The following is an 18,994-nucleotide window of genomic DNA, read 5'->3' on the forward strand; positions in this document are numbered from 1 at the left end:
CGGCGCCGGAGCGAGGGCTGGGATGGGTTTACTGCAGGAATAACCTTTCGCTGATGCGAGCCAGCGGTTTTTCCAGGGTCTGCTGCAGCCTGGGCGGCAGATCCAGCGGCTTGAGCAGCATCTTCACCGTCATTTCGGCAGGGATGTGGCGACGCAGCAGCGCCTGCGCGGGACCGGCCACCTTCTGGAACTGTGCCTTGTCGTCCTTGTATTGCGGGTAGCACTGGTTGAACACGTGGCGCAGCGCGATGTCGCTGTCCTCGTTCCGGATTTCGTTGACCCGGCGCACGATCGCGCGGAAAACCTTGTAGCGGCCCAGCCGTTCCTGCTCGCGATAACGCTGGAACGCCTGGTAGAAGTGTTTGTAATGCCGCACTTCGTCGCTCTTGATGTGGCTGGTCAGCTGTTTGAGCACAGGCTCGTCGACGATATCGTTCAAGGCGCGATACAGGCTGGCGGTGCCGGTTTCCACGACACAGCGTGCAGCCAGTTCCAGCCCGCGCGAAGGTTCCAGTTGCTCATTCGTGCACAGGGCGCCGTAGTCGTTCCAGAAAGCCTTGAATCCGCTTTCCCAGTCGAACTCGGGCCATACATGCTGCACATACGCGGCCAACGCGCGGCCGTGTTGCAGTTCTTCGTGCTCCCAATGCTCGCGCAGCCACGCCTGCAATTCGAGATCACCGTCGAAGTGTTCGATCAGGTTGTGTGTGTAGAGGTCCGAACCGCTTTCCACGAACGACGCACTGCAGAGCAGAAGAAAGAGATGTTCGTCATGCCGCACGCGTGCGATATCGATCTCGGCAAAGTTGAGGCTTTCCAAGGTCCATGGCAGGGCGGGGCTGTAGTCCACGTGGAGTTTCCTGTGCAGAAAAGGCCACCCGACCCATGACAGATCGGGGACAACAGCATAAAGGGTGAACGATGCCGCGGATTAATGCCAGCCGACCACTTAGAGCCTGTTCGCGATCTCCGCGTAGCCGCGAACAGGCTCTAACAGCGAGGTGTCAACGGACAACCGTAACGGGTACGTGCGCGCCCGCCAGCACGTCATCGGACACTGAGCCCAGCAGCCAGCGTCCCAGGGCGCCCCGTCCGGTATGACCGATGACAATATGATCGATGGGGTGCTGCCGGACCTGGTTGAGCAGCACGTCGCCCGGGCTGCCGTGGATGATTTCAAGGTCCACGAACTGGTCCGAATCCGGGGCGATGGACTTCAATTCCTCTTGCAATTCCACCGTCCTCTGGGCGGCCGAGTCGGTCATCATCAGCGCGCAGGCGTCGGCGCCACCCTGGGTGACCTGCAGCACCGAAACGACGCGTACCCGGCCCCCTCCGCAACGGGCCAGATCCATGGCAAAGCGAAAAGCACGCTGCGAAGAATCGGAACTGTCATAGCCGACCAGCGAATACTTGAGCATGTTTCCTCCATGGCAGAAACGTGCTTCCACACAGCGTCAGTGTGCGCGGCACGTCGTTAGTTAAGCATCAAGCCGCGGGAAACAACAGGCAATACTTTCACGGGATCTTGTTGATTCTGAACGGGTCGACCGGTTCTTGCTGGTTCGTTCAGTTTGCAGGTCCGACACTCTTGTCTCGGCATTGATGACCGTCAACGCACTGTAAGGAGACCTCCATGAGCAAGCGTACCCTTGGTTTGACTGCCGCCCTGGTCCTGGGTGTTGCCGGCTTGGCCGGGCTGCCCGCCAGCCGGGCCCACGCGGCCCCGGCCGCCGACATCAAGTGCCATCTGAAATTCAGCCTGGCCGGCTGGTCGGCGCTTTATCAGCATGCCGAAGGCAGCGGACACATCGTCTGCGATAACGGCCAGCGGGCTGCGGTGAGCATCAACATGGTGGGCGGCGGCCTCACCGCCGGCAAGTTCCGCATCGACAATGGCACCGGTGAGATCAGCCACGTCCGTGGCATCCAGGACGTGTTCGGCGATTACGCCGAGGCGGGTGCATCGGCCGGCGTGATCAAGAGCGGCTCGGCGCAGGTGCTGACCAAAGGCACCACGTCGATTGCGCTGGCCGGCAGCGGCGAAGGCATCAATCTGGGTGTTGCAGTCGACAAGTTCTCGATCAAGCCTGTCAGCCACTGAGTAGCCGATATCTTGCGGTAAGCGAAAGGCGCCATCAGGCGCCTTTCGCTTTTAAGCCACAGCGTATACTCGCCGGGCAGTGTTTCTTTCCCCGGGAGTTACATTCATGCGTCGTTTTTCGGTCGCGCTTGCGCTGATCTGCCTGCTGAGCCTGCTGGCCACTCCGGCGTTCTCAGGCATAAAGGTAGGCAATCCGCAGGTAGGCCAGGCCGCCCCTTCGTTCCGCTTGCAGGATCAGAACGGTCACTGGCGCACGCCGGCCGATTACCACGGACGCTGGCTGGTGCTGTACTTCTATCCGAAAGATTTCACGCCGGGATGCACGACCGAGGTGTGCGCATTCCGCGACAACATCGCCAAGCTGCGTCAGGCCGGTGCGGATGTGGTGGGCGTAAGCCTGGATGACGTGAAATCCCACGAGGAGTTCGCGGCCAAGTACCACGTGCCATTCCCGCTGCTCTCCGACGCCAACCGCCAGGTCGCCATCAACTACGGCGTGCTGACATCGGCGGTCGGCTTTCACTTTGCCAAGCGCACCACATTCCTGATTGATCCCAACGGCAACATCGCCAAGATTTACCGCGAAGTGGATCCCGAGAAAAATTCCGCCGAAGTATTGAGCGACCTCACCACCCTGAAGAAGGCGTTCCATTGATGCTGATATCAAGTTCCGACCTGGGCATACGGCGGTCCGGGTTTGCATGGTGGCGCATGCTCGTGTGGGTGCTCCTGTTGCTGGCGGGGTTCGGCGGGGTGCAATACGTCTCGCATGCGCAGCAGGTATGGGGCGTTCTGCAATCGCTGCCGCCGGGCGATGCCTCGGCGAGTTCCGCTCTCCACGGCGTGCTGGCGTGGGATCTGGGTTATCTGGCGGCGGCCTTCGCGCTGATCGTGGTCTGCGCCGGCTGTATCCTGCGGCAGGCATGGGCTCGACCCGTGCTGCGCTTGGTCGCCCTGGTTCTGTGCGTGTGGAGTGCGTACCGCGGCGTGCTGTTGTGGCAGCAATGGAGCACGCTCAATGAAGCGGGAAGCGCTGCGCAGCTGACGGACTTGCGGCACATCGTGCTGGCCGGCTTGGGGCTGCGGGCCATGGCCGTGCCGGTGCTGCTGTGGCTGTCCTGGCAGCTGGGCCAGCCGGCCGTCCGGCTGCAATTCAAGGCGCGCAGGCACTGATTCAGCGGCAGTTCCTGCACCGGGCTTTATCGCTGTCGGCCTGTCTCCCTGGCACGCCGACAACGCCGACCCATGTCCATGAAACGATCGCTCGCCGCCTTGATCCTGGTACTCGCCGCAGGAACCCTGCACGCGCAGGATCTGGCCAAGGTTTGTCACGCCACCAGCAGCTATGACCTGACCGTTCAGTCGGATCGAATGGTGTTCGACCGCGACACCCCCGCGCCCACACGCGTGGTGCTCAGTCCCGGCATGCTGCAAACGGACGGCCGCAGCGTGCCGTTGAGCTACGAAGACCAGGATCGCCTGGATCTGTTCCAGCGCGATCTGCGTGCCTTGATGCCGCGTGTCAAAGCCATTGCGCAGCAGGGGGTGGGCGTGACCTTGCAGCTGGTTCGCGACGAATCGGGCAGCCTGAACTTGGATGCCGACACCCAGGCGGAATTGAATCGTCGCCTGGCCGCCCATTCGGCGGAACTGCGCCAGCGCATCGCCGACAGCCAGAGCACGCATGACTGGCACGGCGACGCCGCCGACCGCTATGCGAACGAAATCGTCAGCGACATCGCGCCGCTGTTTATTTCGGCGCTCGGACAGCAAGCGGTCAGCGCCGCCATGAGCGGCGACCTGCAGCAGGCGGCCGCCCTGCGCGATCGTGCCAGCAATCTTGCCGGCAGCTTCCAGCCCCGCCTCCAGCGGCGTCTTCAGGTCCTTCGGCCCGAGATCCAGGCGCTCTGTCCGGATATCCAGCGCCTCTCGGCCCTGCAGGCCGGCATTCGCGCCAGCAACGGCCGTCAGCTGAACCTGGTCCTGATCGGCCAGTGAAACGCAGGCTGAGCGGAGTCGAACACCCGATAGCGGGTTAATCCCCCGGTAAGTAGCCGTCTTGCAACATGCTTGCCAATACAAGATTTTGCGACCAGGCAGGAGGCGACCCCGTGTCGCTGGAAACCCGACATCTGTGCAATGGCCTGATACGCCGCAGCATCGAGCTGCGCGCGCTGTATCGTCATGCCGCCGCCCAGGTGAGCGAACCCGGCCTGCGCACCGTGCTGGACGAAGAAGCCCAGTCCCTGGACGCCGTGATCGCCGAGCTGCAGACGCAGATGCGCAACCACGATCGCACGCCCGCCACGCGCAGCCGCATGATCGAAGCCGCGCGGCACCGGTTCGATGTATGGCTGGTCCGCGGCATGCCGCGCAGCGACGATGCCTGGATACGCCTCCTGGCGCGTCACGAGCAGGGTTTGCTGCGTGCGTTCGAGCGCGTGCTGACGCGTGTCTCCGCCGGCGACATGACCACCACGCTGCATCGCCAGCTTCCGCGCCTGCAGTCCATTCACCTGGATATGCACAGCCTCGCCAAGGCTGTCGGTCAGTAATCCGTGGCACCGCCGCCGCCCGACGCGCTGGCGGTGCTTACGTTCTGGTTCGATCCCGCCCACCACGATGAGTGGTACGCCGCCCGCCCGCAGTTCGATGCTTTGATACGCGAACGATTTGCGACAACGGTCGACGCCGCAGTGGCGGGCAAACTTTCGGACTGGACGAACACGCCTTCCGGTTGGCTGGCCCTGCTGATCGTGCTGGATCAGTTCACGCGCAATCTCTATCGCAACGATGCGCGCGCATGGAAACAGGACCTTCGCGCACAACAACTTGCCGTGTGGGGCATTGAGGAAGCTTACGACGGCCAACTTCCGGCCATCCAGCGTGTGTTTGCCTACATGCCGCTGGAACATGCTGAAGATAGGGGCATGCAGGATCGTTGCGTTGCCTTATTCGAATCGCTGTGCGACGGCCTGCCGCCCGAGGAACGAAGCGGCTACATCGGCTTTCTCGACTATGCTCGGAAACACCGGGCGGTGATTGCGCGCTTCGGCCGCTTTCCGCATCGGAACGCTGTGCTGGGTCGTGCAAATACACCAGATGAAGTGGCGTACCTGGCTGAGTCGGGCGCCGGTTTCTGATCACTCAACGTGTTCGGCCATGGAAAGTGGCCTCATTGCGACATGGAGCGTGTCATGCGTCGTTACCTCGTGATGGTCTTGCTTGCCTGCGCATATCCAGCGCACGCGCTGGAAAGTCTGCGTGTCGGTAGTCAGCTGCTGGTTGTCGGCGACAGCGCCGCGAGGGTAAAGGCGTTACTAGGTAAGCCTTCCAGTCATTCAAAGAGCAGCAGCTCGCAGAAATCATCGTCAAAGAACTCGGGAAACCGCAAGAACAAGTCGGCCAAAAGCACCGCGAAGGACAAGGGCGAAAAGTGGCAATACAGGCGCGACGGTCACACCACCATCATCACCATGGTGGATGGCAAGGTGGCGCACATCGAAGATCTGCCGCGCTGACGCTATTACCGGGCGTTGCGCAGTGTGTTGAGCAAGGCATCGGCCTCCCACCGAAGATAGGATCGCTCGGCGTCACGCATCAGTTCGACAATGCGCGCGTTGGCCGGTGCGCGAAGGCCCTTCGATTTGGCCAGCGCGACGATTTCGCCATTGATGTAGTCGACTTCGGTGCGTCGTCCCGCTTGCAAATCGTCCCAGGTGGAAGATCGCGCAAGAGGATCGATGGCCAGCATGCGCGCGGCGATGCGATGGAACATCGCATCCGGCAGCGACAGCACGGTCGGCAGCCAGCGTGCGGGAAGCGCGGTGACTTGTGCCGGGCGAATGCCGGCGACTTCCAATATCTGCAACCCTTCGCGCTGAAGTAACGCGAGACAACGACGCCATGTTCGATGTGCGAGCTGATCGCGCAGCGGCAAGCCGCTCAATGCATTCAGCGGATTGTTGAGATTGATCAGCAGTTTCGCCCAGAGTACCGCCTGCATGTCGTCCTGCCGTTGCAGTGCGAGTCCGCCACCGGCAAAGACAGGCAGGAACGGTTCGAGCTCAGCGGAATGTTCCACCATCAACTCGCCTGACGAGCCTTGATGAAAATGGCCCGGCTCGGGTTGGGTCACGTTGAACGGCACCATGCCGGCCAGAACGCTATGCCCGGGCAGCGACGCACGCAGTTCGGCGGTGTTGCGCACGCCGTTCTGAAAACTGATGACCAGTGAGCCGGGCGCAAGCACTTCGGAAAGTTCGTGACCCACGTCCATCGTTGCCGACGATTTCACCGTCACCAGCACCAGCTCGGCGTCGCGTGCGGCTTCGGGATGCGTGTGCACATCAAGCACATCCGGTGCGATGTGTTGTCGATGACCGTTGAGATCGCTGACGGTCAGTCCGCACGCTTTCAGTGTAGACGCGATGCGCGGCCTTGCAATGAAACGCACCCGCGCGTGGTCATGCAGACGGCCACCGAGATAGTTGCCGATCATGCCGGCACCATAGATGGCAATGCGCGGTAACGGCTTCATGCCACGGCCGCTGCGGCAGCGCGCCCCGCAATACGCCCGGAAAACAGGCATCCGCCAAGGAAGCTGCCTTCGAGTGCGCGATAACCGTGCAATCCGCCGCCGCCGAAACCGGCGGCTTCGCCCACGGCATAAAGTCCGCGCAGGGGTTGGCCGTCGTGACCGAGTACGCGCGCCTGCAGATCGGTTTCGAGTCCGCCGAGCGTCTTGCGCGTGAGGATGTTCAGTCGCACGGCGATCAACGGGCCGTTGGAGGGATCGAGCAGGCGATGCGGCTTGGCGACGCGCACCAGGCGATCGCCGCGATAACGGCGCGCGTTGTGAATGGCCATGACCTGGCTGTCTTTCGCATACGGGTTGTCGAACTGACGGTCCCGCGCCTCGATTTCCTCGCGCAGACGCGCGGCATCGATAAGTTGGCTGCCGGCGAGTTCGTTCATGCCGACAACCAGGTCGTCCAGGTTGTCGCGCACCACAAAATCGCGGCCGTGCCGCTTGAAGGCCTCCACCGGCGCGGGCGCATGCTTGCCAACCGCGCGTTTTGCAACTTGCCGCCAACTCTTGCCGGTCAGATCGGGATTTTGCTCGGAACCGGAAAGCGCGAATTCGCGCCGGATGATCTGTTGATCCAGCACAAACCAGCTGTAGTCGTAACCCGTGCGGCGCAGGTGTTCGAGCGTGCCCATCGTGTCGAAGCCGGGCCACAGCGGGCAGGGCAGGCGGTGGCCGCGTGCGTCGAACCAGAGCGACGAGGGGCCGGGCAGGATGCGAATCGCGTGCCTGGGCCAGATCGGATTCCAGTTCTCGATCCCTTCGACGTAATGCCACATGCGGTCGCGGTTGATCAGGCGTGCGCCCGCCGCTTCGCTGATGCCGAGCATGCGGCCGTCTACATGTGCGGGGACGCCACACAACATGTGCGACGGTGGCGGACCCAAACGTTCGGGCCAGTTTTTGCGCACCAGTTCGTGATTGCCGCCGATGCCGCCGGACGCCACGATGACCGCCTGCGCGCGATATTCGAAATCGCCCGCTACCTCGCGCGAACTCGGCTTGCCGCGTTCGACGCTGTCGTCGGCCAGGCGCACGCCATGCACGCCGACCACGCTGCCGTTTTCCATCATCAAGCCATCGACGCGATGGCGGAAAGCAAACTGCAACAAACCTTTCGATGCCGCGTCGCGTGCGCGACGCACGAAAGGTTCCAGCACGCCCGGACCGGTGCCCCATGTCACATGAAAGCGCGGTACCGAATTGCCGTGGCCGATCGCGCCATAGCCGCCGCGTTCGGCCCAGCCCACCACGGGAAACCAGCGCATGCCCATGCCATGCAGCCAGGCGCGTTTTTCGCCCGACGCAAAATCGACGTAAGCCTGAGCCCATTGGCGCGGCCAGTGGTCTTCGGCACGATCGAAGGCGGCCGTGCCCATCCAGTCGGCCAGCGCCAGCGCATGCGAGTCGCGTACACCCATGCGACGCTGCTCCGGCGAATCCACGAAAAACAGGCCGCCAAAAGACCAATGCGCCTGCCCGCCGAGGCTCTGCTCCGGTTCCTGTTCGACCAGCAGCACGCGTCGTCCTGCATCGGTCAGCTCCGTGGCGGCGACGAGGCCGGCCAGCCCCCCGCCAACCACGATGACATCGGTGGATTGCATGCGCCTTGCCCCTGAGTACGCTCCAATGGATGAAGTTATCGCGCGCCCGACGGTTTTCCTATGTGCGCTGCGCCATCGCCCGGTCCAGGGTCTGTTCGCACTATTCGCGTAGCCCGCGTTTTGTCCGCCATCCGGCGTCATCGCTCAGTCGTGTACGGACGTACACTCCCTCGCTCTTCCTTGGTTGGCGAGCAAACAGCTCCCGGCGCGGGCCACGCGAATAGTGCGAACAGACCCTAGGAGATATGACCGATGGCACGGGATGACGCATGGCCCATGTAAACGAGTGCCCCGCCGTTAAACCCTATGCAGGCTGGGACGCATCCAAGCGGATAACGGCAGGTTCGGGCCGTGTCGTATCGGGAGAGGGAATCGCTCATGCATCGTCATGTCACGGAAATTGCGCTCGTGGTCGGTCTGGCCGTTGCCGGCGGCGCGCAGGCGTCGGATGCGCACTTCCATCATCTGCAGTGTTCCTACAACAGCGACTACGACGTACAGATCAAGTCGGATGGCATCGCGTTCACGCGCGAACAAGGCCATCCGAATGATGTCTTCATGCACGACGGACAACTGCGCGTGGACGGTCGCGATGTGCCTGTTACGCACGAAGACGCCGTGCGATTGCGCGCATACGAACATCAGGTGCGCGATCTCCTGCCGGCGATGGCGGATATCGCACGCGACGGTGTGGATATCGGTTATTCCGCGATGACCACCGTCGTCGCAACGCTGGCCGACGATAGCGACGAACGCACGCGCATCATGGAGAAGCTGCGCGACCGTCACGCCGTCGCCTTGCAGCAGATCGACGGCACGCTCGGCCACGGCTTCTGGAAGTCGGGCGATGGCGGCGAAACCTTCGGCGCCACCGTGGAAGAGGCGGTGGCCGATATGGTCGGCAGCATCACGCGCGATGTGTTGAAGGACGCGCTGAGCAACGACCCCAGCAAGCTGGCGGCGCTGGAAGCGCGAACCAGCGCGCTGGACACCACGCTGGACAAAGCCGTCGAAGTGCCCGCCAACAAGCTTGAGCAGCGCGCGGACGCGCTGTGTCCGCGTCTGGGCGAGCTCGATCAATTGCAGCGGCAACTTCAGTTTCGCCTTCCCAATGGCGATCGTCTGAAACTGCTTTCATCGGACACGGATAGTGATAACAAAACGAGGCAATACGCCCAACGTTAGTAACTCCCCCCGAACGCCATGCTTCCCCAGCATGGGACAGTCACGTGCCCGGCTACCCCTCCGGGCACTTTTTTTTGGCGTAATCATCGATTCCCGAACGGGCTGCTAGGCTTTCGGTAGTTTTCCAAGGGCTGCGCCATGTTCGACTACCTCCTGCGTCTGTCTCTCGACGACCTCACTGCGTTCTTCACGCGCCATGGTCCGGCTTTGTTCGGCGCACTGCTGGTGTTGCTGCTGGGCAACTGGCTGGCGGGGCGATTGGCGAACTTCATACAACGTGCGATGCAGCGCGCATCGATCGATCCGACCTTGAGCGGCTTTCTGCGCAATCTCATCTATGGCGTCCTGATCGCCGTATTGATCGTGATTGCGCTGCAGACGGCCGGTGTGCCGAGCGCGCCGTTGCTCGCGGCGCTCGGTGCGGGCGGCCTGGCGATCGGTCTGGCCTTGCAGGGTTCGTTGAGCAACCTGGCGTGGGGCGTGTTGCTGATCGTGTTTCGTCCGTTCAAGGTCGGCGATTTCATTACCGCCGGCGGCATCGATGGCACGGTGGAAGGCATCAACCTGATGCACACGCAGTTGGTGCTGGCCGACAACCGCGAAGCCGTCGTACCCAATTCGAAGATCGGTGCCGATGCCATCATCAACTACAGCCGGCGCGGCACGCGGCGCTTCGAATTGCGCGTCGGCATCGGCTATGGCGATGACATCGGCAAGGCGATCGGCGTGGTGCGACGCCTGTTTGAAGCGGACGTGCGCATCCTGAAAGATCCGGCACCCACCGTGTGGACCGACAGCCTCGGCGAGAGCGCCGTCTATTTGCTGCTGCGCGCTTATACGCAGACCAAGGATTTCTGGCCGGCGCAGACCGATCTGCTGCGCGCGGTGAAGGAGCATTTCGACGCCGAAGGCATCCGTATTCCGCCGCCACAGCGCGAGGTGCGCATCGTCGGCGCACCTGCTGATCTCAAGTAAGGCCGGTCCCGCATACGTATGCGCATGGCGCTTTCAGGCCGATTTGCCATGTCCGTAAAGGGGTGTCGGTTGCTATGATGGAAGCCTTGCGGCCGACCCCGCCTCCCCATGCGGCCGCCTTCGATCTGCAGGAGTAATCATGGCCGACCTGAAAGAAGCCCGCGTTCCTGATATCGGCGGTCACGCCGATGTGCCCGTCATCGAGGTGATGATCAAACCCGGTGACACGGTCGAAAAGGACCAAAGCCTCATCACGCTGGAGTCGGACAAGGCCACGATGGAAGTGCCTGCGCCCTTCGCCGGCGTGGTAAAGGAAGTGAAATTGAAGGTCGGCGATGAAGTATCGGAAGGTGCTCTGATTGCCGTCATCGAGGCTTCCGGCGGTGCTGCCGCACCGGCGCCGGCCCCCGCCAAGGCCGAAGCCCCGGCTCCGGCCCCTGCGCCCGCCCCCGCTCCGGCGGCGGCGGCTCCGCAGGTGAAGGAAGAGCCGGCGCCGCTGGGCGGCCGCAGCGTGCTCCCTGGCAATGCGCCGGAGGGCGATGTGTCGCCGCAGGCCCGCCCGCCGTTCGACGCCAACATCGTCATGCCGGGCGATGCTCCCTACGCCAGCCCGGCCATCCGCGCCTTCGCGCGCGAGTTGGGCGTGGACATCCGCCAGGTGAAGGGCAGTAGCCGTGGCGGCCGTATCGTGCGCGAGGACGTCACCGCCTACGTCAAGCATGCGCTCGCTTCCGGCGCGCGTCCGGTGACGGGCGGCGGTGCCGCCATGGGCGGCCTCAACCTGCTGCCGTGGCCGAAGGTCGATTTCGCCAAGTTCGGCGCGATCGAAGAAAAGCAGCTGTCGCGCATCCAGAAGATTTCCGGCGCCAACCTCGCGCGCAACTGGGCGATGATCCCGCATATCACCCAGCACGAAGATGCCGACATCACCGAGATGGAAGCCTTCCGCAAGAAGCTCGGCGAAGAGAACAAGGACGTGAAGATCACGCCGCTGGTATTCCAGATCAAGGCGGTGGTCGCGGCGCTGAAGAAATTTCCCACGTTCAATTCCTCGCTCGACGAAAGCGGCGAGAAGCTGATTCTCAAGAAGTACTTCCACATCGGCATCGCGGTCGATACGCCCGATGGCCTGGTCGTGCCGGTGATTCGCGACTGCGACAAGAAGGGTTTGCTGGATCTGGCCATCGAACTGGGCGAGATCTCCAAGAAGGCACGCGACAAGAAGCTGGGCCCGAACGACATGTCCGGCGGCTGCTTCTCCATCTCCTCGCTCGGCGGCATCGGCGGTACGGCGTTCACGCCCATCGTCAACGCGCCGGAAGTGGCGATCCTCGGCGTGTCCAAGGCGCAGACCAAGCCGGTGTGGAACGGCAAGGAATTCGCTCCGCGCCTGATCCTGCCGCTGTCGCTCAGCTACGACCATCGCGTGATCGATGGCGCGCTTGCCGCGCGCTTCGCTTCGTTCCTCGCGGCCCAGCTCGGCGACATCCGTCGCCTGTTGCTCTGACGAGGGGAGACGATCATGGCGAATACGATCGAAGTGAAAGTCCCCGATATCGGCGGGCACGAAAACGTGCCGGTGATCGAGGTGATGGTCAAGGTCGGCGATACCGTCGCGAAGGAACAGAGCCTCATCACGCTGGAGTCGGACAAGGCGACGATGGAAATTCCGTCGAGCGTCGCTGGCGTCATCAAGGAATTCAAGCTCAAGGTTGGCGATGAAGTGTCCGAGGGCGCGGTCATTGCCGTGATCGAGGCGAGCGAAGGTGCTGCGGCATCTGCGGAAGCGCCGAAAGCTGCGGCGCCCGCACCGGTCGCCAGCTTGCCAGCTCCCGCACCTGCGCCGGCACCTGCCAAGGCTCCGGCAGCTCCCGCGCCACAGGCGGCAGGCGCATCCGACCGCAAGGCCGACATCGAGTGCAAACTCGTCGTGCTCGGTTCCGGTCCAGGCGGTTATACGGCCGCTTTCCGTGCTGCCGACCTCGGTGTCGATACGGTGCTGGTGGAACGCTACGCCAAGCTTGGCGGCGTGTGCCTCAACGTCGGTTGCATTCCGTCCAAGGCGCTGCTGCATGCCGCTGCAGTGATCGACGAAGCCGATGCGATGGCCGCGCACGGTGTGACCTTCGGCAAGCCCAAAATCGATATCGACAAGCTGCGCAGCTTCAAGGACAAAGTCGTGGGCCAGCTCACCGGCGGCCTGGCCAGCATGGCCAAGCAGCGCAAGGTGCGCACCGTGCAGGGCGTGGGTACGTTCATTTCGCCGAACGAAATGGAAATCGACACGGCCGAAGGCAAGAAGCTGCTCCGCTTCGAATACGCCATCATCGCCGCCGGTTCGCAGTCGGTGAAATTGCCCGCGTTCCCGTGGGACGACGATCGCATCGTCGATTCCACCGGTGCGCTGGAACTCAAGGACGTGCCGGCCAAGCTGCTGGTCGTCGGCGGCGGCATCATCGGCCTGGAAATGGCGACCGTGTACTCCGCGCTCGGCAGCGAAGTGACCGTGGTCGAATTCATGGACCAGATCATTCCCGGCGCCGATGCCGATCTGATCAAACCGCTTGCCAAGCGTCTCGGCGGCAAGGTCAAGGGCATTCACCTCAAGACCAAGGTGGTCGAGGCGAAAGCCACCAAGAAGGGCATCGAGGTCAGCTACGAAGGCGAGAACAAGCCCGAAACCACGCTGTTCGACCGCGTGCTGGTCTCTGTTGGCCGCTCGGCCAACGGCAACAAGATCGGCGCGGACAAGGCCGGCGTCGCCGTCACCGAACGCGGCTTCATCAACGTCGACACGCAGATGCGCACCAACGTGAAGCACATCTTCGCCATCGGCGATCTGGTCGGCCAGCCGATGCTGGCGCACAAGGCCACGCATGAAGCGAAAGTGGCGGCGGAAGTCGTCGCCGGCATGAAGAGCCACTTCGATGCGCGCGTGATTCCGTCGGTCGCGTTTACCGATCCGGAAGTGGCGTGGGTGGGCGTCACCGAGCGCGAGGCGAAGGAAAAAGGCCTCAAGATCGGCGTCGGCAAATTCCCGTGGGTGGCCAGTGGTCGCGCCATCGGCATCGATCGCACTGAAGGCTTCACCAAACTGCTGTTCGACGAAGAAACGCATCGTATCGTTGGCGGCGCCATCGTCGGTCCGCATGCGGGCGATCTGATTTCCGAAATTGCGCTGGCGATCGAGATGGGCAGCGAAGCGGCCGATATCGGCCTTACCATCCATCCGCATCCGACGCTCAGCGAATCGGTGGGCATGGCGGCGGAGGTCTACGAAGGCACCATCACCGACTTGTACATGCCTAAGAAGAAATAATTCACGCATATTGCAAACGAAAAAGGCCCGGAGAAATCCGGGCTTTTTCGTTGGCAGTGGTCGCATGACACTCGGTACGGCGAAGAATCAGTCAGTTGCCGATAGGTCTGCGCAAGCGATGGCGGAGAAAATATCCAACATGACGATTCATGCTGTATGGCTATCAAATTCCTCAGTGCTAAGGGCACACGTGTTGGGTGTTGGTCGATACCAGGGAAACATGGAAAATGCCTATGTCGTGTACTCGACGAAGGTTAGGTCGACTGCCAAGTAAATGATTCGGCAGAGAGGCGTTTCCTGACTTACAGCTTTTGGACAATTGTCAGTAAACAGCAACACATGTGTTTCATATGGTTTGTGAGGTAGCCATGTTTTCCCGCCTTAGATTGGGTCTCCGGTCGGCGAACAGTGACGAAATCGGCGCGGAGGACTATGCCCGTTGCTATCACACGTGGGGCGGCAGCTTCATAGTTCATCCCGATGTCTTGCGGTATTTTGAAGAAACGCACGATGTGAGGGTCCGCTATCGCGGTTATTTCAAGCGCGGGGAGTGCGTAGGTGCAGTGGCGGTTTGGGGGGCATTTCTTGCGGGCGACCGGTTGGCACTGGATGCCTATCGGCTGAGCGACAATGAGGACTTCGGCTATCCGGTGATCTATTTGCCGATAGATCCCGGACATCAATGTACTGTGCTTTACAAGGCAAAGCATTTATTGAGTCTGCAAAGGCCGCAAATCGCCGGTGTCCTGTTTAACGGGCTCAAGGAGATGTCGATTCTCAGGCAAATCCCCGAGGAGCTGCCCACCGGCAAAAAGGAATATCAAATCAAGGCGCGCCGGTTCGAGCGGTTAGGTGGAACCGTACGCGACGTTCAGGAATTTAGCGGGGAGGAGATCGCCGACATTTACACGGACCTTTTCCAGCAGCGGTGGAATCACGCGCCTCATGCCGCTACATCACTTGGCAAGACCTTTTCGGCCCTTAAAAGGTTTCTTTTCGGGAAAATCCTTTGGCTGGACAATCGGCCTGTCGCCATCCAGATCAACTATCGCGCCGACACCCATCGAACGATATGCATCGATTACATCAATGGCGGCGTTGATAAAACCCTCAAGGGCCTCAGCCCCGGATCGTTCCTCTCCTATATCAACGGGCTTAACGCGTGCGAAGAAAGCCGAAGCAGCGGCAAACTTCTCATTTACAGCTACGGCAGGGCCAATAACGAATACAAGGACCAATGGTGTCATCGCGTTTCGCGTGGAGTGACCGGGTTCTGGTTGCCATAGCGGCTGCAAAAAGCCGGAAGCAGCTAAATGTACTTAACTACCTCCGGCCCTTTTTTGGCTTTTTGGGACCGTGTTCCGATCTTATGGAATGGCTGATGTCGAGGAGTCATCCCAAGGATGCGTGTGAACGACAAGCGCGCACGGCAGCATCGATTCACGATGCGACACAAGCGGTGTTTACGCGAACAAATCTCTCTGGGCGATGAAGCTGTCCTGATCCACGAAGCCCGATAGTCCCACGCCGACCAGCCGGTAGCGGCTATCGGTGGGGCGTTCCACGCGCCCGCGCAATGCGCAAGCTACGTCCGCCAACTCGTGTGCCGAGCCCGGAACGGATGCGGGCGTAAGGCTGCGAGTCAGCGTGTGGAAATCGGATGTCTTGAGCTTCAGCACGATGGTGCGTGCAATGCGGCCTCGTTGCGCTTCGTGCTGATGTGCCGCCCAGGTTTTTTCGGCCAACCGGCGGATGTGCGGTTCCAGTTCGTCGAGCGTGAGATCGTGCTCGAACGTGTCTTCGGACGACACTTGCAGGGTGAGCTGGTTGGGCTGCACGGCATGATCGTCGATGCCCAGCGAAAGCTCGTGCAAACGACGGCCCCAGCGGCCAAAGCGCATTTCGAGTTCGGCAAGTTGCAATGCAAGTAAGTCGCTCACCGTCTTGATGCCCAGCGTTTCCAGTTTTGCTTCCATCACTTTGCCGACGCCGGGAAGTCGGTTGACCGGAAGCGGTGCAAGGAATGCCTGCACCTGGTGCGGACGAATCACGAACAGGCCGTCGGGTTTGTTCCAATCCGACGCGATCTTGGCCAGGAATTTGTTGGGTGCCACGCCGGCCGATGCGGTAAGGCTGGTTTCCTCGCGGATCGCCGCGCGAATGGCTTCGGCGGTGGCCGTGGCGGAAGGCAGGTTGCTCTTGGTGACGGTGACGTCGAGATACGCCTCGTCCAGCGACAGCGGTTCGATCAGGTCGGTATGCCGGGCGAAGATCTCGCGCACTTGTCGCGATACCGCTTTGTAGCGCACGAAATCCGGCGGCACGAAAATCGCCTGCGGACAAAGCCGCTCAGCGCGCACTGCGGGCATGGCCGAGCGCACGCCGAACTTGCGCGCTTCGTAACTCGCGGCGCACACCACGGAGCGTGCGCCGCGCCAGGCAACAACTACGGGTTTACCACGCAGCGATGGATCGTCGCGCTGTTCCACCGACGCATAGAACGCATCCATATCAACGTGGAGGATCTTGCGGGGCGGTGTGGACACAACAATGCCGGCTGGAGGGTGACGGGTCCGATTCTAAGCTGTGCCACCGACCTTCGCAGCGACCTCCGGGCGATCGTGCTTGTTGGGCAGGCGTCGCAGCCGATCGAGGATATGTTCCGCGAATTTCTCCGCCGCGTCGGGCCGTATGGCCAAGTGCAGCAGCGGTTCGATCAGTTCCAGTTCCATGACGCGGAATTGCCCGTTCACCACGACGCCGTCCACGCGAACATACGCGTGTTCGCGATGGCCTAGTTCGGTCACGGCTGCGAGCGCCTTGTCCGCGGCACTGACGACGATCGCGTCGGGCTCGGCTTCCCGGGCCGTGCCTCCGTGCTGTTGCTGCACGCGATAGTCGCCGGTCGCTGGGTATTTGATGACGGCGTGGCTGTAGCGGCCGCCAAAGTAGAGCAGGGACCATTCGCCATTGCTTGCAATCTCGGGCACAAACGGTTGCACGAGGTAATCGAGTTCAGCCGGCAACCGGGCGAGCGCCTGCTGAAAGGCCGCCGTGCCGACGGTGCCGCGCAGCGTGTGCCACGCACCGCCGCTGACGGTGGGCTTGATCACGACATCTTGTGCAGACATCGATGGCAGCACGTCAGGCAAGGTGCCGGCGGGTGCCACGCGTGTCGGGATAATAGAGACGCCTTGTTGCTCGATGTCGAGCAGATAACGTTTCTCGCTGTTCCAGCGAATCAGCCGGCTGTCGTTGATCATCGGCACGCCGATGCGATCGAGCGTGTCCAACCAGGCAAGAAACGTGGCGTAATGCTCGAAGTAATCCCACGCCGTGCGGACGAGCACGGCGTCGAACGCCGTCCAATCCACGGCGGCATCGTTCCACACACAAGGCGTGGCCTGGATGCCGAGACGCTCCAGTACGTCAACGAAATACACGTCGTCCGGATAAACGCCCGGATACATGGCAGACGTGGCAAGGGCAAGGCGAAACGAAGAAGCGGGCACAGACATGGGTACACCTCCAGTAACTGGGGTGGGCGCCCTTGATCGTTGTGAGTGATCGGCAGCCGAGCGTGGCGGACCGGTGTCCGTCGCAGCACCCCTCGGAGCCGAGGCGCCAATGAAGCAGTCTTGGCGCGTAACTGGCTCAGTATTCGTACATGGCCCCGGCGATGTCAATGTGGCTTTTGTCATTGAAGGGCAAGCGCTCACCTTACCGTCATACATGCACATGATCGGTAGCCGGCTATGCGGTGCTGTGCAGTGAGCATCGGCATTCCCTGTACTCGTGCGCGATCGACGGTCACCCGGAGATAAAAGCATATAGGGCATAGGTCACCGGACATGAGGTGCCGACTCAGGTTAATGTCGGCATCTATGACTGATGAAACCTCCAACTCCTATCTGCGGCGGCTCGGCGTCTGGGACGGCGCCGCCATTGTCGTCGGCGGTGTGATCGGCGGCGGTATCTTCCGCACGCCGGCCACGGTGGCCAAGCAAACAGGCGCGGGGCTGCCGTTGCTCACGTTGTGGGCCATCGGCGGTTTGCTCACGCTGGCCGGCGTGCTGTGTTACGGCGAACTCGGCGCGCGTCGACCGCAGGCCGGCGGCATCTACATCTATCTGCGCGAAGCCTTCGGTTCGCTGCCGGCCTTCCTGTTCGGCTGGACGATGGCGCTGATCAACTATCCAGGCAGCGTCGCGGCGGTGGCCACCACCTTCGCCGACTATTTCTGCCATGCCTGCGGTTTGACGGATGTGTGGGTGAAGCCGTCGGCGGTGGGGGCGATTGTCTTCATCGTCGGCGTCAACCTGTTCGGCATTCGCGCGGGCGCGTGGATGCAGAACCTTTTCACGATACTCAAGCTGGCCGCCATCGCGATGCTGGTGGTAGTGGGGCTGGCGCTGGCGCACGGGCATTTCGGTCGCGTGCTGGCGGTGGACACCGCCCATCCAGTGCCCAGTGGCGCGTGGATCGGCGCGTTGCTGCCGGTGTTGTTTGCCTACGGCGGCTTCCATTACCTCAACGATCTGGCTGGCGAGGTGCGCGATCCGCAACGCACGCTGCCGCGTGCGCTGGCGATGGGCATGATCGGCGTGGTGGTGTGCTATCTGCTGGTCAACGTCGCCTATCTGACGGGACTGGGGCATGCGGGCCTGGCGGCCAGCATTGCTCCGGCAGCGGATGTGATGAGCAACATCTTCGGTGCGCGCGGCGCGACGCTCATGGCGATCGGTATCGCATGCTCCACGTTCGGTTATTGCAGCATTGCCATCGCCGGTGGCGCGCGCGTGTTGCAGACCATGGGCGCGGACGGCATGTTCTTTCGCTCGGTGGGTCGCATCGATCCACGTTGGCGCGCACCACAAATTGCGTTGGCCGTGCTGGGCGCATGGGCCATCGTGTTGATCCTGACCGGTACGTTCGACCAATTGCTCGACTACACCACGGTGGGCGAATGGTTGGGTCATGCGTTTGGCATCGCGACGCTGTTCTGGTATCGACGCCGCTTTGCGGATCAACCGCTGCCTTATCGCGTGCCGTGGTATCCGGTGATCCCGTTCGTGTTTGTCGCCACCGTATTCGGCGTGATCGTGGCGACGGTGATCAGCAAGCCGCAGGATGCCGGCATGAGTCTGTTGATCATTGCGCTCGGCATACCGGTGTATGCGGTGTGGCGTTACTGGGAGAGGCGGCGCACCGGTTGATGT

General features: G+C 62.0%; 19 protein-coding genes and 1 riboswitch. Of the genes, 13 read left to right on the forward strand and 6 right to left on the reverse strand.

Annotated features, from left to right (window positions below; translation table 11 throughout):
• Window positions 1-28 precede the first annotated feature (28 nt).
• Both DWU99_RS12330 and DWU99_RS12335 read right to left on the reverse strand, forming a co-directional pair.
• Window positions 29-850, reverse strand: a complete 822-nt coding sequence (locus DWU99_RS12330; RefSeq protein WP_115478362.1) for a ferritin-like domain-containing protein — start codon at window positions 848-850, stop codon at window positions 29-31.
• A gap of 154 nt (window positions 851-1,004) precedes the next feature.
• Complete coding sequence (locus DWU99_RS12335; protein ID WP_115478363.1) at window positions 1,005-1,421, reverse strand: universal stress protein; 417 nt, start codon at window positions 1,419-1,421, stop codon at window positions 1,005-1,007.
• 215 nt (window positions 1,422-1,636) lie between these two features.
• Between DWU99_RS12335 and DWU99_RS12340 the strand changes: the two genes are divergently transcribed.
• The 7 genes from DWU99_RS12340 (at window position 1,637) to DWU99_RS12370 (ending at window position 5,625) form a co-directional block, all read left to right on the forward strand.
• Window positions 1,637-2,104: a hypothetical protein gene (locus DWU99_RS12340; RefSeq protein ID WP_115478364.1), complete on the forward strand. Its 468-nt coding sequence runs from the start codon at window positions 1,637-1,639 to the stop codon at window positions 2,102-2,104.
• 106 nt (window positions 2,105-2,210) lie between these two features.
• Window positions 2,211-2,759, forward strand: coding sequence for a peroxiredoxin (locus DWU99_RS12345; RefSeq protein WP_115478365.1), 549 nt, complete (start codon window positions 2,211-2,213; stop codon window positions 2,757-2,759).
• Complete coding sequence (locus tag DWU99_RS12350) at window positions 2,759-3,277, forward strand: hypothetical protein (protein WP_115478366.1); 519 nt, start codon at window positions 2,759-2,761, stop codon at window positions 3,275-3,277. Before DWU99_RS12345 ends, DWU99_RS12350 begins: the two co-directional genes overlap by 1 nt.
• 78 nt (window positions 3,278-3,355) lie before the next feature.
• Window positions 3,356-4,102 (forward strand): DUF2884 family protein, encoded by a 747-nt coding sequence (locus DWU99_RS12355; protein ID WP_233511081.1) that lies wholly within the window; start codon window positions 3,356-3,358, stop codon window positions 4,100-4,102.
• A 113-nt stretch (window positions 4,103-4,215) separates the two neighbouring features.
• Window positions 4,216-4,659 carry a PA2169 family four-helix-bundle protein gene (locus tag DWU99_RS12360; protein WP_233511084.1) on the forward strand — a complete coding sequence of 148 codons (444 nt, stop codon included), beginning with the start codon at window positions 4,216-4,218 and terminating at the stop codon, window positions 4,657-4,659.
• Window positions 4,660-4,662: 3 nt separating this feature from the next.
• Window positions 4,663-5,247, forward strand: a complete 585-nt coding sequence (locus DWU99_RS12365; RefSeq protein WP_325048472.1) for a DUF924 family protein — start codon at window positions 4,663-4,665, stop codon at window positions 5,245-5,247.
• A gap of 54 nt (window positions 5,248-5,301) precedes the next feature.
• On the forward strand, window positions 5,302-5,625 hold the full coding sequence (locus DWU99_RS12370) for a DUF2845 domain-containing protein (protein ID WP_233511086.1): 324 nt from the start codon (window positions 5,302-5,304) through the stop codon (window positions 5,623-5,625).
• A gap of 5 nt (window positions 5,626-5,630) precedes the next feature.
• On the opposite strand, the gene DWU99_RS12375 is transcribed toward DWU99_RS12370, so the two are convergent.
• Window positions 5,631-6,644 carry a 2-dehydropantoate 2-reductase gene (locus DWU99_RS12375; RefSeq protein WP_115478369.1) on the reverse strand — a complete coding sequence of 338 codons (1,014 nt, stop codon included), beginning with the start codon at window positions 6,642-6,644 and terminating at the stop codon, window positions 5,631-5,633.
• Complete coding sequence (locus tag DWU99_RS12380; RefSeq protein ID WP_115478370.1) at window positions 6,641-8,296, reverse strand: FAD-binding dehydrogenase; 1,656 nt, start codon at window positions 8,294-8,296, stop codon at window positions 6,641-6,643. The genes DWU99_RS12375 and DWU99_RS12380 overlap by 4 nt, the downstream gene beginning before the upstream one ends.
• 378 nt (window positions 8,297-8,674) lie before the next feature.
• On the opposite strand from DWU99_RS12380, the gene DWU99_RS12385 reads away from it, so the two are divergent.
• From DWU99_RS12385 to DWU99_RS12405, 5 genes are all read left to right on the forward strand, one after another.
• Window positions 8,675-9,481, forward strand: coding sequence for a DUF2884 family protein (locus tag DWU99_RS12385; RefSeq protein WP_115478371.1), 807 nt, complete (start codon window positions 8,675-8,677; stop codon window positions 9,479-9,481).
• Window positions 9,482-9,619: 138 nt separating this feature from the next.
• Entirely contained in the window at window positions 9,620-10,456 is an 837-nt protein-coding gene (locus DWU99_RS12390; protein WP_115478372.1) for a mechanosensitive ion channel family protein, read from the forward strand.
• A 139-nt stretch (window positions 10,457-10,595) separates the two neighbouring features.
• Entirely contained in the window at window positions 10,596-11,963 is a 1,368-nt protein-coding gene (gene aceF / locus DWU99_RS12395) for a dihydrolipoyllysine-residue acetyltransferase (protein ID WP_115478373.1), read from the forward strand.
• 15 nt (window positions 11,964-11,978) lie between these two features.
• Window positions 11,979-13,775, forward strand: coding sequence for a dihydrolipoyl dehydrogenase (lpdA, locus tag DWU99_RS12400; RefSeq protein ID WP_115478374.1), 1,797 nt, complete (start codon window positions 11,979-11,981; stop codon window positions 13,773-13,775).
• A gap of 368 nt (window positions 13,776-14,143) precedes the next feature.
• Window positions 14,144-15,061: a GNAT family N-acetyltransferase gene (locus DWU99_RS12405; protein ID WP_158543282.1), complete on the forward strand. Its 918-nt coding sequence runs from the start codon at window positions 14,144-14,146 to the stop codon at window positions 15,059-15,061.
• 177 nt (window positions 15,062-15,238) lie between these two features.
• Here DWU99_RS12405 and dinB read toward each other — a convergent pair whose 3' ends face one another.
• Together dinB and DWU99_RS12415 are read right to left on the reverse strand one after the other, a co-directional pair.
• A complete protein-coding gene (gene dinB, locus DWU99_RS12410) occupies window positions 15,239-16,321 on the reverse strand; it encodes a DNA polymerase IV (RefSeq protein WP_115478376.1) in 1,083 nt (360 codons plus the stop codon).
• 33 nt (window positions 16,322-16,354) lie between these two features.
• A complete protein-coding gene (locus tag DWU99_RS12415; protein WP_233511088.1) occupies window positions 16,355-17,293 on the reverse strand; it encodes an ATP-grasp domain-containing protein in 939 nt (312 codons plus the stop codon).
• Between the two features lie 17 nt (window positions 17,294-17,310).
• Window positions 17,311-17,391, reverse strand: a riboswitch (S-adenosyl-L-homocysteine riboswitch).
• Window positions 17,392-17,659: 268 nt separating this feature from the next.
• Here DWU99_RS12415 and DWU99_RS12420 point away from each other — a divergent pair.
• Window positions 17,660-18,991 carry an APC family permease gene (locus tag DWU99_RS12420; protein ID WP_115478377.1) on the forward strand — a complete coding sequence of 444 codons (1,332 nt, stop codon included), beginning with the start codon at window positions 17,660-17,662 and terminating at the stop codon, window positions 18,989-18,991.
• The last annotated feature ends 3 nt before the right edge of the window (window positions 18,992-18,994 follow it).

The organism is Dyella psychrodurans (assembly GCF_003363265.1).
GTDB classification, from domain to species: Bacteria; Pseudomonadota; Gammaproteobacteria; order Xanthomonadales; family Rhodanobacteraceae; genus Dyella_B; species Dyella_B psychrodurans.